Here is a 14,584-nt window from a genome sequence, read left to right on the forward strand (position 1 = left end):
CCTCTAACGCTTCGGCCGGCTTTTGGAGGCCACCTTGATCTCTGCCTCGGCCGACCTGAAGTCCGCCCACGGATCGTTGGCCAGCTGTTCCAGTCGAACTGTCGCGTTGTTTACCGTGAAGTAGGCGGGGCCGATGGCGTCGGTGAGTTCTTCCCATGCGATCGGCATGGAAACCGGAGCACCGGCACGGGCTCGCGTCGAGTAGGGAGCGACCGCCGTCGCGCCGCGCCCGTTGCGCAGGTAGTCGAGCAGGATCTTTCCCTTGCGCTTCGACTTGGTGATCGTCGAGACATAACGGTCCGGACTGTCTCCCGCCATTCCGTCTGCCAACGCCTTCATGGCGGCCTTCACGTCGGGCCACTCTGCCTTTGGCTTCACCGGGGCGACCACATGAAGCCCCTTGCCGCCGGAGGTTTTCACGAAACCGGTCAAACCCATCGCCTCGAACCGTTCCCGCACCTCTTGTGCGGCCACGATGATGTCCTCCCAGGTCGTGCCGTCGCCGGGGTCAAGGTCGATATTGACCATGTCGGGCTTTTCCCATCTCTCGATGGTCGATCCCCATGGGTGGATCTCAAGAGTGCCGCCCTGAACCAGTCCCAGGAGACCATCCAGGTCTTGGATGACGATATCCTCTTCTGCCGGATCTGCCGGATCCTTGGCGGTCTTGATCTGGCTGTTCATGCCCTTCCAGGCATGCTTCTGGAAAAACAGTGGCTTGCCCACGCCCTCGGGTCCCCTGACCAGGGCAAGTGGGCGGTTGACCACATATGGAGCCATCAGGCGCCACACCTGGATATAATAGTCGGCGAGCCCCGCCTTGGTCACACCGACGTCCGGCCAGTAGACGCGATCGGGATGTGTCAGGTTCACGCTTCGCCTGGCGGGCTCCTCGGTATGTTCATCGGCAGTCTTCATCGGTCCGCCCTCGCGCACGACGTCTATTGCCCGCTTGTCTTCCCTCAAGCCCCGATAGGCTGCGTGACGAATATGAGAATCGGCGGTCCAGCCGCGGAACTCCACTTCAGCCACCAGGTCCGGCTTCAGAAAGACAACATCCTTTTTTTCGATCCCCGAGAGCTTTTCGTCAAACGGACTCTTCTCGACGCGAAACTCTTCCAGTTGCCCGAAGAGAGATCGCGCTACCTGATTACTATAGCCCGTGCCCACGCGGCCGGCGTGCCTCAGCTTGCCGTTTTCGTAGTAGCCCATGACCAGCGAGCCGATCGCGCCCCTGGATACCGAGGACGGAACATAGCCAGCAACGACGAACTCCTGTCGCGCCGAGCACTTGGACTTGATCCAGTCACGCCCGCGACCACCGCGGTACGGTGCATCCTCGATCTTCGATATGATGCCTTCCAGGCTCAGGCGGCAGGCATGCTTCAGCACGAGCCCGCCTTCCTCGCCGAAATGTTCGCTGTAGCGAAGTACCTCGCTCCCCCCGGACAGTAAGGTTTCCAATGCCTCCTTGCGGCTCAGTAGCTTGGCACTCGTAAGGTCGAGCCCGTCGAGGTAAATGAGATCGAACGCGAAGAACACGAAACGATCCGTCCGGCCTTCGCTGAGATCCTGCTGCAGAAGCGAGAAGTCTGTGGCTCCCGACCCGGCATTGACTGCGACCTCGCCGTCTATGATGGCTTGGGTGATGGGCAATCCTTTGAATGCGCCCAATATTCCGTCGCCGAACTTATGGGTCCAGTCGAGGCCGGTGCGGGTCAGCAAGCGGACTTTTCCGTTGTCGATCCGGGCCTGGAGCCGATAGCCGTCCAGCTTGATCTCATGGATCCACCGCTTGCCGGAAGGCGCACTTTTGGCCAAGGAAGCAAGCTGGGGCGTGATGAAATCCGGCATCGGGGCCTGTTTCGCCCCCTTGATCGTCCCGAGATTCAGGTCCGCTGAAACGTTTAGCGCCTCCGCGGTCGGCGCCGGATCGGTCGTCCTGGTCAGCGCCTTGGCCTTCCGGATCCTCGGCACCTTCTTACCCTGCAACTCCTCGATCACGCGACCGCTCTTTACCGAGTTGGGCAGCTCTTCGAGAATGTCGGGATCGCTTTCGCTGCGGGCGAACTCGTCCTCGCCCTTGATGAGCAGCCAGTTTTCACGCTTCTCGCCCTGGCGGTTCGCCATCCGTACAAGATGCCAGCGTCCCTCAAGCTTCTCGCCCTTGAGCTCGAACTCCATATGGCCCTTCTTGTAGGCCTTGTGCGGATCGCCGATCGGCTCCCAGGTGCCCCGGTCCCACAACAGCACGGCGCCTGCACCGTAGTTGCCGTCGGGAATGGTGCCCTCGAAACCCCCATAGTCCAGCGGATGGTCTTCGACATGCACCGCAAGCCGCTTGTCGCCGGGGACAAGACTAGGGCCGCGGGTGACGGCCCAGCTCTTCAGTACGCCGTCCATCTCCAGGCGAAAATCATAATGCAGCCGCCGTGCCGCATGTTTCTGAATGACGAAGCTGTTGCCGCCTGTCTTCGCCGTCCTGCCCTTCGGTTCCGGAGACGCATTGAAATTGCGCTTCTCGTTATAGGTCTCGAGGGCCATCGTCAGCCGGCCTTCCGTTGGGGAGCAGCTGTTTTCGGCTTCCGCGTGGTCTTCTTGGCCGTCGCGGCTTTTTTACCGCTGCTGGCCTTTGCGCCCGCACTCTCTCGCAACGCATCAAGAAGGTTTGAAACCTTCTTGACCTCGGGCTTGGTCTTCTTCGGCAGTTTTCGTCCTTCGATCTTGGCCTTTATCAACTCGGCAAGCGCGGTTTCATACCGGTCGTCAAACTCGGTCGGATCGAACGCGCCCTTCTTGGTGCCGATGATATGTTTCGCCAGATCCAGCATTTCGCCTTCGATCTTGAACGTCGCGATGTCGGAAAAGACCTCCTTCGCGGACCGGACCTCGTAGTCGAAGTTCAGCGTGCTTGCGGTCAGGCCTTCGTCGGTCGGTCTGATCAGCAGTGTGCGAAGCCGACGGAAGAGGACAGTGCGCGCAAGTGCTGCGACATTCTTTTCCTGAAGGCCCTCTCGGATCAGCGCGTAGACATCTGCTGCGGCCTTGTCGGCAGGCGCAAGATAATACGGCCTGTCCAGAAAGATGGTGTCCACGTCACCACACGGTATGAAGGCTTCCAGATTAAGGGTCTTGTCGCTTTCGGGAGCCGCTGACTTGATCTCGTCAGGCTCCAGAATAACGTATTCGCCACTGGCGACCTCGTAACCCTTGACGATGTCGTCCTTGTCGACCTCGCGCCCGGTATCGACGTCCACCATCTGCCGGTGGACGCGATGACCGGTATCGCGATTGATGATGTGAAAACTCACACGATCCGAGGTCGACGCAGCCGTATAGAGCGCCACTTGGCAGCTCAGCTCCCCGACCTTCAGATAACCCTTCCAGTTTGCACGCGGTGCCACGACACAACTCCCTGAAACGCTCTATCAACATGGGTTGGGGAACTTTGTTCCGTCGCTTCCGTTCACCGCTCACTTAGAAGATCGTTCCAGTCGAACAGGGGAACCAAAGACGTGAAAAGCGCGTTTGCCAGCGTCATTCCCACCATCGACCATCGAAGAGGTAGGCAACGGTGTCTGAATCACAGTTGAATCGTGATCCCGCACGTGCAGACATAGTTCGGCTTATCCCCGCTCTCCGTGCGTTTGCCCGTACTTTCTGCCGGAATTCGACAGATGCGGACGATCTCGTGCAGGAAACGCTCATGAAGTCGCTGGCCAACCTCGACAAGTTCGAGCCAGGCACCAAGCTCAAATCGTGGCTCTTCACGATCATGCGCAACACTTATTACACCCGATCGAAAGTGTTGGGGCGCGAGGCGCCGGGCACGGACGAGCCAGTCTCCGGGGATACCCCGATGCCGGCCACGCAGGAGCTAAGCGCCCGTACCAGGGAAGTGCAGCGAGCTCTGCTGAAGCTGCCGCCGCACTATCGCGAAGTCCTGACACTCGTAGCGATACTCGGTGAAAGTTACGAGGCGACCGCCGAGATCTGCGATTGTGCTGTTGGCACCGTCAAAAGCCGGCTCAATCGCGCCCGCCACCAGATCCTGCATGAGCTGGGCGAGGACACGGTTCCGAAATGATCTGATGAAACTGCACGCACCAGCGATCATTGCAGCATTAACCGGTACATCTTCCCGCCTGCTGCGTCACGTGTCCTGATCGAGTTCCGGGTAATGCCGGAAGATGCCGGATTCGTTGAATGCCAGCCTTCGTCTCGATGAAAGGTAAGCCCGTATGTTCGGGCGCTCTTTCACCATGGCGTGGAGTTTGAGGAGATTGGGATAAGACGGCTCATGGCGCTTGAGTGCATTGGGAAAGGCGTAGCGGAGGCCTTCCAGAACCTGGAATAGCGACAGATCGACATAGCTGAGACGCCCGCCGATTGCGTGTGCCGGGCCGGTCGGATTGTGCGCCAGAATGCTTTCAAAATATTCGAGGAACTTCGGTAGTCTCGACTTGAGGAAACGGCCAGCGCGGATCTTTGCCTCGCGCTTCTGGTCCTCGTAGTAGTCGTCGGTGCCCAGTGGATGGTGGGTGTCGTGGATCTCGGTGATGAAATCGGTGATGGTCAACTGAAGGCCATGAGCGAAAAAGTGGGAGGTTTCATCCGCCGGGACGAGGTTCAGCTTCGGTCCGAGATAGTGAAGTATGTTTGCGACATGCGAAATGACGTCGCTGCCATCCGTCAGGAATGGAGGCGCAAAGGGGATCATGTGTCCGCCCCTGCCTTCCAGGAAAGCCATCATCTTTTCAACGCCGCCGTTCTCACGCGCGACGTCGCGGTAGTCGGCCCCGGCCTCCTCCAGAGCCAGCCGGACGAATTCGCCGCGACCCTGGATGCCGTCCCAGTAATAGAGTTGGTAGGTCATCTGTGCTCCTCTGTTTCCGTCGCCAGCCCGAGCGGGAAAACCGCCATGTCGGGTCATTAGTTCCCACGGAACAATCGATCGGCCTCAGCGAACTTTGCCGTTGGAACTTTTGCAGCGGCAGTGTGTTGACGGGCGGGGGTGCGCGGCGTGAGCCGCGGACCGATGCGGCAGTCGGGACAGGACTTTGAGAAAATGGCTCTTTTAATTACCGCGATCGTATTCACACTCATCGGGTTGGCGCTTGCCGTCGGTGGGGGGCAGCTCGTGGCCCTGGGTGGAAGCGCCTATTATCTCGTCACGGGCATCGCCTTCGTTCTCACCGCCATCCTCATGTTCATGCGCAAGCCGCTGGCTTTGATCGTATACGCGTTGATCATCCTGGGCTCGCTCGGTTGGGCCTTGTGGGAAGTCGGCTTCGATTGGTGGCAGCTTGGACCACGCGGCGGCGTGATCATTCTGTTGGGGCTCTGGCTCCTGACGCCCTGGGTGCGCCGACCGCTCGGCTTCCAAAGCCCGACGGGCATGCGCTATCCGGTCAATGCCACGCCTCTGGCCGCCGCTGTCGGGCTCGCGATCGTTATCGCGGTCCTGTCGATGTTCATGGACCCGCACGACATCGACGGCGAGCTGCCGGAAGAGTCCGTCGCTGCGGCGCCCGCTCTGGGCGCCGACTTTTCTCCGGGTGAATGGCACCAATACGGCCGCACGCCTTTCGGTCAGCGCTACTCGCCGCTCGACCAGATAAACGTCGAGAATGTGGGCGATCTGGAAGAGGTCTGGAGATACCAGACGGGCGACGTGAAACTTCCCGAGGACGTCGGCGAGACGACCTACCAGGTGACCCCTCTCAAAGTTGGAAACAGCCTTTTTCTTTGCACGCCGCACAACTGGGCAATCGCCCTCGATGCGACGACCGGTGAGGAGAAATGGAAGTTCGATCCGCATGCCGGCCTCAATCCCGACCGGCAGCACCAGACGTGCCGTGGCGTGACCTACCATGTCGACCCTGCGGCCCAACCGGGCGCTCCCTGTGCCTCGCGCGTCTACCTGCCGACCTCGGATGCGCGGCTGATCGCGCTCGATGCGGCGAACGGGCAAATCTGCACCTCGTTTGCAGACGAGGGAACGCTGCAGCTCGAGACCGGAATGCCGTACAACCCGGCGGGCTACTATTACTCGACGTCTCCGCCTGTCATCGTCGCCGGCAAGATCATCATCGGTGGCGCCGTCAACGACAATTACTCGACGCAGTCCCAGTCGGGCGTCATTCGCGCCTTTGACGTCAATAGCGGGGAACTGCTGTGGAACTGGGATTCCGGAAATCCGACGCAGACGACACCGTTGGCCGAAGGACAGACATACACCGCCAACTCGCCCAATAGCTGGTCGATTTTCAGCGTCGATGAGGAACTGGGGCTGGTCTACATTCCGCTCGGCAACCAGGTGCCCGACCAGCTCGGCATGGGACGCAGCGAGTCCGTCGAGAAATACTCGTCATCGATCGTCGCGCTCGACATGAACACCGGTGCCGATCGCTGGGTATTCCAGACCGTCCATCATGATTTGTGGGACATGGACGTCCCGGCCCAGCCGGTGCTGTTCAACCTGACACGGGATGACGGTACTGTCGTGCCGGCCCTGGTGGGGCCGACCAAGCAGGGTGACATCTACGTCCTCGACCGCCGAACTGGCCAACCAATCATCGATGTGACGGAAGAACCCGCTCCGGGTGGCGCAATACCGGAGGATTTCACCGCACCCACGCAGCCCACGTCTGCACTGACGTTCAAGCCCGACCCTCTCGAGGAAAAGGATATGTGGGGCATCAGCATGTTCGACCAGATGGTGTGCCGCATCCGGTTCCACCAGCTGAACTACGAGGGTCGATATACGCCGCCGTCGCTCAACGGCACGATCGTCTATCCCGGTAACTTCGGCACGTTCAACTGGGGCAGTGTCGCGGTCGATCCCGAGCGACAGGTGATGTTCGGCATGCCGACCTACCTCGCGTTCACGGCGAAGCTCGTACCACGTGCCGATATCCCGCCGAAGGGGCAGGACGAGAAGGGAAGCGAGCAGGGCCTGAACCGGAACGACGGTGCGCCCTACGGCGTCTTCATGGGACCATTCCTTGGACCGCTGCAAATTCCCTGCCAGGCGCCGCCGTGGGGTTATGTCGCCGGTGCCGACCTGCGTACCGGGGAAATCGCCTACAAGCATCGCAATGGTACCGTCTACGACATGACGCCGCTGCCACTGTCGTTCAAGGTCGGTGTGCCGGGGATCGGCGGGCCGATGATCACCAAGGGGGGCGTCGCCTTCCTTGGGGCGGCGGTCGACGACTATCTGCGAGCCTACAATCTGACAACGGGCGATATTCTCTGGACGGCGCGGTTGCCGGCCGGTGGGCAAGCGACACCGATGACCTACGCAGTCGAGGATGGCCGCCAGTTCGTGGTCATGGTGGCTGGCGGGCACGGTTCTGTCGGAACCAAGCCCGGCGACTATGTCATCGCATACGCGCTGCCGAGGAACTAAGTAATGAAAGAAGGCCCGGGCGGCATATGCTGTCCGGGCCTTCTTTCATATGTTCAGCTTCTGCAATCCTGCCCGCCGTAACGAAACGTCGGGCGATCGTTCATTGGATGGCGGTGGCGATCACGTCTTCCAGTTGCTGCTGTGAGAATGGCTTTGACAACTTCGGCAGTTGCGCACCGGCCCCTGACGGGAGTTCGGCATATCCTGTCGCCAGAACCACCGGAATATGCGGCCATTCGGCCTGGATATGGCTTGCAAGCTCGGCACCGGTCATCTTAGGCATCGAATGATCGGTCAGGACGATATCGACCTGCGTTCCATCCTTCAGTACCTGCAACGCCTGTGAGCCATTGTAGGCTTCGATGACCTTGTGACCCAGGTCTTCCAGCATCAATGTCGTGTTCATCAGCACAAGTGCGTCGTCGTCGACCGCGAGTATGGTCAGGGAGGTTTGTATCGGTACCATTTTTTCCGCGTTGTGGTCCTCTTCGACAGACAAGGTGGCGGGATCGCTCTCGGTGACAGGCAGGACAAGGGAAATGGTTGTTCCTGCGCCCGTGCGGCTTTCTATCGTCAATTTGCCTCCAGATTGCTCTGCAAGTCCCTGCACCATGGACAATCCAAGTCCCGTTCCTTTGCCGACGCCTTTCGTCGTGAAGAATGGGGTGGTTGCTTGCTGGGCGGTAGCTTCGTTCATTCCTTCGCCTGTGTCCGTCACGGACAGACGTACAAATTGCCGGCTATCCTTGCCGGATGGCTTCGCCCGCTCGGCGTGAATGGTAATCGTGCCGCCTTGAGGCATCGCATCCCGTGCATTCACGATGAGGTTGAGCAGTGCCGCTTCCAGCTGAACGGCGTCGGTCATGACGCAGGGCAAGTCATTCGGGAGGCTCGCATTGATCTGGATAGTTGATCCCACGGAGCGCTGGACAAGTTCCATCATGCCCGACACGAGGTCCGGAATGTCGACAGGAGCCATGTTGAGATCCTGCTTCCGGGAATAGGCAAGCATGCGCTGGATGAGGGCGACGCCCCGTTCGGCCCCCTGAATCGCGTTGTCGAGAAGCGGCATCAACGAGGGATCGTCAGGTAGTCTTCTCTTCAGAATGCCCAGGCTGCCGAGTACCGCCATGAGCAGGTTGTTGAAATCATGAGCGATGCCGCCGGTCAGCTGACCGATGGCCTCCATCTTCTGCGCCTGGAACAGTTCTTCGCGTGTCTGGATCAAGATCTTCTGGGCTTCGACCTTCGAGGTGATATCGCGGGTAACCTTTGCAAAGCCGAGAAGCTCGCCGGTATCGTCTCGAATGGCGTCGATAATGACATGGGCCCAGAAATGTGAGCCGTCCTTCCTCAGCCGGATACCTTCTTTTTCGAAACGTCCTTCGCGACGGGCCGTCTCCAGCCCCTTTTCCGGCACGCCGGCGCTGCGATCCTCTTCCGTATAGAAGCGTGAAAAATGCGAGCCGATGATTTCCGCGCTGCTATAGCCCTTGATGCGCTCGGCGCCGGCATTCCAGCTGGTTATCCGACCATTTGGATCCAGCATGTAGATGGCGTAGTCCGTCACTCCCTGAACCAGCAGATGAAATTGCTGCTCGCTCTTTGCAAGCTCTGCTTCTGCCCGCTTGCGTTCGGTCAGGTCCCTCGTGACCTTGGCAAAACCCAGGAGGGTGCCGTTGGGGCTCCAGATCGGATCGATAACCACGTGTGCCCAGAACCGGCTCCCGTCCTTGCGCAGTCGCCAGCCTTCGTTTTCGAAGCGACCTTCTGTCTGAGCCATTGATAATGCTCTTGCAGGCAGGTTTTCGGCGCGATCTTCCTCGGTGTAGAAACGCGAGAAATGCTTTCCCAGGATTTCGTGAGCCATATATCCCTTGAAGCGCTGCGCACCGGGATTCCAGCTGCTGACCCTTCCTTCCGGGTCGAGCATATAGATGGCATAGTCCGTGATGGCGTCTACGAGAAGCCGATAGCGCTCTTCTTGCACGAGCGTGACCTGAGAATGAGTCTGCATAAAGCTGATGTGTCCCCCTGCTTCGCCTTAAGCAGTCGAGATCATATAATCCGCATTTCCTTATTTAGTTCCTTACTCTTTCAAACTCCCTCCGCAACGGTCCCGCAGGATTGACAATCCGATGATCTCGGCTTACGAATGACGAAATATGAAAAACGTCACCCGTAAATCGAAAGTGCCCGCCATGGATGCGAGTGGTGCTTCTGAGGCTGTAAGACAAGAGAACGTAACCCGTATCCTTGATGCGGCGGAGCGTCTCTTCAAACACTACGGCTATACGAAAACGAATGTCGCCGACATCGCCCGTGACCTGGGCATGTCTCCGGCGAACATCTATCGATTCTTCGGATCGAAGGCCGATATCCATCAAGCGCTGGCGCAGCGGATGCTCGATGCGGGTTACCAGCTTGCGGCAGAGACGCTAAGCGGTCCCGGCAATGCCTCGGATAGGCTCAGAAAGCATATCTTGCAGCAGTTCCAGATGACGCTGGAAACGATGATCAGCGAGCAGAAAGTCCACGAAATGGTGGTCATCGCCATTGAACAGCAATGGCCGGTGATCGACGCGCACCTGCGGCGCCTGAGGACTCTCGTTACCGAGGTCGTCAGAGAGGGGATCGCGGCCGGTGAGTTCCGCGATACGGATCCGGAGGTAGCCGCAGATTGCTTCATGTCTGCGACGGCTGCCCTCTGTCATCCGCAAATGGTGGCGACCTGCGTATCCGAGTTCAAGATCTGCACGCCTGAACAGGTGGTCGAGTTTGCCCTGCGGGGCCTGAAATAAATCTGCGGCGCCGTTGGGCGTATTGCCGGGAGTAGGTATCATGGTGTCGGTTCAAGCAGCGTTGGAGAGCTTCCGGCTTTCTCGGGCTATAGGTGTCGTCAGTCTCCTTGCCATCCTTGTCGGATGCTCGGATGAGCAGGCTGCAGTCGCAGTCGAGCCCGTGCGTCCGGTCAAGGTGGTGGAAGTCACAGAGCCCGATACCGGCAGGCGGATGGAATATTCCGGCTCCGTGAAGGCCAGAACCCAGATGGCTCTCGGCTTTCGCGTCAACGGAAAGATTACCGAACGTCTCGTCGACGTGGGCCAGCATGTGAAGCCGGGTGACGTACTGGCGCGGCTTGATGCGACGGATTACGGTCTTTCTGTTCGCAGCGCCGAGGCGAACCTGAGTGCCGCGCGCAAGCAAGAGGAAATCGCTGCACTTGCACGTCGTCGCGCCGAGACCCTTGCCAGCAAGAATGTTGCCTCTCGCTCCGAACTCGAGCAGGCGGTGCTATCCCACGACCAGGCTATATCCTCCCGCGAGGCCGCCGAGGCGAGCCTAGAGCAGGCGCGCAATCAGGTTGCCTACACCGAACTGAAGTCCGACATGAGCGGTATCGTGACATTGATCGGTGCGGACATCGGGCAGGTCGTTGCGTCCGGTACGCCGGTCGTCCACGTTGCTGTTGATGGGGCCAAAGAGGCGCAGATCGCTGTGCCCGAGACCGATATTACCCATTTTACAGTCGGCAAGACGGTCAAGGTCCGGTTCTGGTCGCATTCCGATCTCGAGCTCGAAGGTTCCATCCGCGAAGTGTCGGGAAGCGCCGATCCTCAGTCGCGCACCTTTGCGGTCCGTGTCAGCCTTCCAGAGGATCCGCAGATACTTCTCGGAATGACTGCGACCGTCGAAGCCGTGGAGCAACGGAAGCTGTCCACCTACGACGTGCCACTTGCTTCGCTGGGCGAGAGGGACGGTCACACGATCGTATGGGTCGTCGATCGCGGCACATCGCTAGTTCACGCGAAAAAGGTAACCGTGTCGGACTTCTCAGACCATGGTGCGCGCCTGTCGGAAGGCGTTTCAACCGGTGACGTGGTCGTCGCCGCCGGAACGCAGTTCATGAAGGACGACATGAAGGTCAAGCTTCCGGAGCAGTTTGAACTGGTCTCATCGGCGCCGGAAGGCAACGACGACGCCGCGCTGCGCTGATTGATATTGGAGGGACGGGACGATGACTTCCAACCACATCGACCCCCAGGGAACAGATCGCTTCAACCTGTCGCGGTGGGCCATCGAACATCCGAGCATTGCCCGGTTCCTGTTCGGCCTCATCATTGTCATGGGTGCCCTTGGGCTCATGAACATGGGGCAGAAGGAAGATCCGGATTTTACATTCCGCGTCATGGTTGTGCAGACCGTGTGGCCCGGCGCCTCGATCGAGGAAATGCAGGACCAGGTCGTCAACAAGATCGAGCGGAAACTGCAGGAGACACCGCATCTCGACTGGGTGAAGTCCTTCACCCGGGCCGGCACCTCCATCACCACCATCCAGGTCAAGGGCGACACCAACGCGGAAGAGGTGGCCGACGCCTTCTATCAGGTGCGCAAGAAGATGGGCGACATCGGGCAGGAATTGCCTGAAGGCCTTTTGGGGCCGTACTTCAACGACGAGTTCGGCGACACCTATATTACCCTGCATGCCATCACCGGCGAGGACTACGGCTATCCCGAGCTGAAGGACTTTGCCATTCAGGCCCGCGACATGCTGCTGGCGACGCCCGGCGTCGAGAAAGCAGTGGTTCTCGGTGATCAGCCGCAGAAGATCTACATCGACGTTTCATCCAAGGTTCTCGCCGAACGCGGCCTGACATTGAACAATATCCGTGATGCGCTGTCGGGGCAGAACGCGATTGATCCCGCAGGCGCCATCAACACGGCCGAGCGCTCCGTTCGGATTTCGGTCGAGGGCGGCGTCACCACGCCGGAAGATGTGCGGGAACTGCGCCTGCGCTCCGGCGATCAGGTCTTCCGGCTCGGCGATATAGCGACCGTCAGTTCCGGCCTCGAGGATCCTTTCCAGCGAAAGTTCCGCTTCAACGGCCGGGACAGCGTCCAGATCGGTGTCGTGATGGCCCAGGGGTTCAAGGTCACCGATGTGGGTGCCGCGGTGAACGAAACCTATGCTCAGTTTGCGCAGTCGCTGCCGTTCGGCGTCTCCGTGGAACAGATCTCCAACCAGCCGGAGGTCGTCACCGAGGCGGTTGGCGAGTTCACGAAGGCTCTCGTCGAGGCGCTTCTCATTGTCCTGATCGTCTCGCTGATTTCGATCGGCTGGCGCTCCGGTATCGTCATCGCCATCACCATTCCGCTCGTTCTCTCCGCGACATTCGCGATGATGTACTATCTCGGCATCGAGCTTCAGAGAATTTCCCTCGGTGCGTTGATCATTGCGCTGGGGCTCCTCGTCGATGATGCCATGATCGTCGTTGAACTGATGGAGCGGAAGCTGGAGGAGGGGTTGGAACGGCTCGAGGCGGCGACCTTTGCGTACCGCTCCACGGCCTTCCCGATGTTGACCGGCACGCTGATTACGACCGCTGGCTTCATCCCGGTCGGCTTTGCCGATTCCACTGCCGGCGAATACGTGCGCTCGCTCTTCTTCGTCGTCGGCATCGCGCTGGTCACTTCATGGTTCGTCGCCGTCTATTTCACGCCCTGGCTTGGATACATGATCCTGAAGCAGCGGGCGCACGCCGGCACGCATCATGATGCCTACGACACACGCTTCTATCACCGCCTTCGCGCGACCATCGGCTGGGCCGTCCGCCACCGCGTCATTGTCCTCCTGATGACGCTCGGTGCGTTCGGCGGTAGCCTCTTTGCCTTCAACTTCATTCCGCAGAGCTTCTTCCCGCAGTCCTCACGGCCGGAAATCCTTGTGGACATGTGGCTGCCGGAGGGGACCAGCGTTGCGGAAGTGGAGCGGCAGGCCAAGGCGCTCGAGGAGCTGATACTGCCCGATCCCGACAAGCATTTCGTTGCGACCTTCATCGGGGAAGGTGCGCCTCGTTTCTTCCTGCCGCTCGACCAGCAGCTTCGCAATCCGAACTATGCCCAGCTTCTGGTGATGGCAAACGGGCTCGAAGAGCGCGAACGCCTGATCGTCAAGCTGCGCAAAATCCTTGCCGAGGATTTCCCCTCGGTGCGGGCGAAGGTAGACCGTCTGTTCCTCGGGCCGCCGGTCGGTTGGCCGGTGCAGATGCGTGTAACCGGTCCTGATCGTGACGAAGTTCGCCGCATCGCCGATGCCGTCAAGCAGCGCTATGAAGCGAACCCGCTCTTCGGTGCCATCCACGACGACTGGATGGAGCCGGTGCCGGCCATGAAGCTGGTGATCGACCAGGATCGTGCCCGGGCACTCGGTGTCACATCGCAGCGTGTTCGACAGATGCTCTATGCTGCCGTGTCCGGCGCACCGCTTGGCGACTTCCGCGACGGTGAGGAGACCGTTTCCATCGTGGCGCGTGAGCCGGATGCGACGCGCAATCTGCTCTCTGCGGTCAATTCCGTCTATATTCCCACGGACACCGGCGGCTTCGTGCCCGTGTCCCAGATTGCCAGAGTGGTTCCGATCCTCGAACAGGGTATCGAGTGGCGACGGGATCGCCTGCCGACCATAACCGTCAAAGCCACGCTTCCGGATGGCGTGGAGCCGACGGAAGTCTCCAAGCACCTCTATGCCGAGATGTCCGACCTTCGTGAAAGCCTGCCGGCAGGCTACAGCGTCGAAATCCAGGGCGGTGCGGAGGATGCGGAGGAAAGCCAGGCGTCGATTGCCGCCAAGGCGCCGATCATGCTGCTGATCATTCTGGCTCTGCTGATGATCCAGCTTCAGCATTTCGGCAAGGCGATGCTCGTTCTCGCCACCGGGCCGCTCGGCGTGATCGGGGCAGCACTTGCGCTGCTGGTGACCGGCGCGCCTTTCGGTTTCGTCGCTATCCTCGGAGTTATCGCGCTGCTGGGGATCATCATCCGCAACTCGATCATTCTCATCGACCAGATCGACCAGGACATCGCTGCCGGCATGGAGCGTCAGGAGGCAATCATCGGAGCGGCGGTGCGCCGTTTCCGCCCGATCATGTTGACGGCCATGACCGCGGTTCTTGCTCTCATCCCGATCTCTCGGGGCCTGTTCTGGGGGCCTCTCGCCTACTCGATGATGGGCGGTATCCTCGTTGCCACCGTCCTGACAATTCTGGTCCTGCCGGCGGGCTACGCGCTGTTCTTCGGCCGAGGCCCGAAGACCGACGAGGGCGTTCAGCCGGCGAACTCAGACCATGAAGGTGGCGCGGCGGATATCCATCTGGCGGCGGAATAGGGCCC

General features: G+C 59.9%; 9 protein-coding genes. 5 read left to right on the forward strand and 4 right to left on the reverse strand.

The genetic code is table 11. From position 1 onward, the window contains the following. Nucleotides 1–3: 3 nt before the first annotated feature. Together ligD and ku are read right to left on the reverse strand one after the other, a co-directional pair. Nucleotides 4–2,544, reverse strand: a complete 2,541-nt coding sequence (gene ligD / locus LH464_RS14320; protein WP_226787075.1) for a DNA ligase D — start codon at nucleotides 2,542–2,544, stop codon at nucleotides 4–6. Nucleotides 2,545–2,546: 2 nt separating this feature from the next. Beyond that, the gene (ku, locus tag LH464_RS14325; RefSeq protein WP_226787076.1) at nucleotides 2,547–3,404 is read right to left on the reverse strand and encodes a non-homologous end joining protein Ku; all 858 of its coding nucleotides are present in this window, start codon (nucleotides 3,402–3,404) and stop codon (nucleotides 2,547–2,549) included. A 170-nt stretch (nucleotides 3,405–3,574) separates the two neighbouring features. Here ku and LH464_RS14330 point away from each other — a divergent pair, with 170 nt between their 5' ends. Beyond that, the gene (locus tag LH464_RS14330; protein ID WP_226787077.1) at nucleotides 3,575–4,087 is read left to right on the forward strand and encodes a sigma-70 family RNA polymerase sigma factor; all 513 of its coding nucleotides are present in this window, start codon (nucleotides 3,575–3,577) and stop codon (nucleotides 4,085–4,087) included. A 66-nt stretch (nucleotides 4,088–4,153) separates the two neighbouring features. On the opposite strand, the gene LH464_RS14335 is transcribed toward LH464_RS14330, so the two are convergent. Next, complete coding sequence (locus LH464_RS14335) at nucleotides 4,154–4,876, reverse strand: glutathione S-transferase (protein WP_226787078.1); 723 nt, start codon at nucleotides 4,874–4,876, stop codon at nucleotides 4,154–4,156. Nucleotides 4,877–5,068: 192 nt separating this feature from the next. Here LH464_RS14335 and LH464_RS14340 point away from each other — a divergent pair, with 192 nt between their 5' ends. Then, complete coding sequence (locus LH464_RS14340) at nucleotides 5,069–7,414, forward strand: glucose/quinate/shikimate family membrane-bound PQQ-dependent dehydrogenase (protein WP_226787079.1); 2,346 nt, start codon at nucleotides 5,069–5,071, stop codon at nucleotides 7,412–7,414. Between the two features lie 100 nt (nucleotides 7,415–7,514). On the opposite strand, the gene LH464_RS14345 is transcribed toward LH464_RS14340, so the two are convergent. Next, a complete protein-coding gene (locus tag LH464_RS14345) occupies nucleotides 7,515–9,431 on the reverse strand; it encodes a hybrid sensor histidine kinase/response regulator (RefSeq protein ID WP_226787080.1) in 1,917 nt (638 codons plus the stop codon). 148 nt (nucleotides 9,432–9,579) lie between these two features. On the opposite strand from LH464_RS14345, the gene LH464_RS14350 reads away from it, so the two are divergent. Genes LH464_RS14350 through LH464_RS14360 form a run of 3 tightly spaced genes read left to right on the forward strand, consistent with a single transcriptional unit; the run spans nucleotide 9,580 to nucleotide 14,579 of the window. Further along, a complete protein-coding gene (locus tag LH464_RS14350; RefSeq protein ID WP_390624985.1) occupies nucleotides 9,580–10,215 on the forward strand; it encodes a TetR family transcriptional regulator in 636 nt (211 codons plus the stop codon). 40 nt (nucleotides 10,216–10,255) lie between these two features. Then, a complete protein-coding gene (locus LH464_RS14355; protein WP_226787081.1) occupies nucleotides 10,256–11,410 on the forward strand; it encodes an efflux RND transporter periplasmic adaptor subunit in 1,155 nt (384 codons plus the stop codon). A gap of 22 nt (nucleotides 11,411–11,432) precedes the next feature. Further along, nucleotides 11,433–14,579 carry an efflux RND transporter permease subunit gene (locus tag LH464_RS14360; RefSeq protein ID WP_255648383.1) on the forward strand — a complete coding sequence of 1,049 codons (3,147 nt, stop codon included), beginning with the start codon at nucleotides 11,433–11,435 and terminating at the stop codon, nucleotides 14,577–14,579. The last annotated feature ends 5 nt before the right edge of the window (nucleotides 14,580–14,584 follow it).

The organism is Pseudorhizobium xiangyangii, assembly GCF_020531965.1.
Taxonomy (GTDB): Bacteria; Pseudomonadota; Alphaproteobacteria; order Rhizobiales; family Rhizobiaceae; genus Neorhizobium; species Neorhizobium xiangyangii.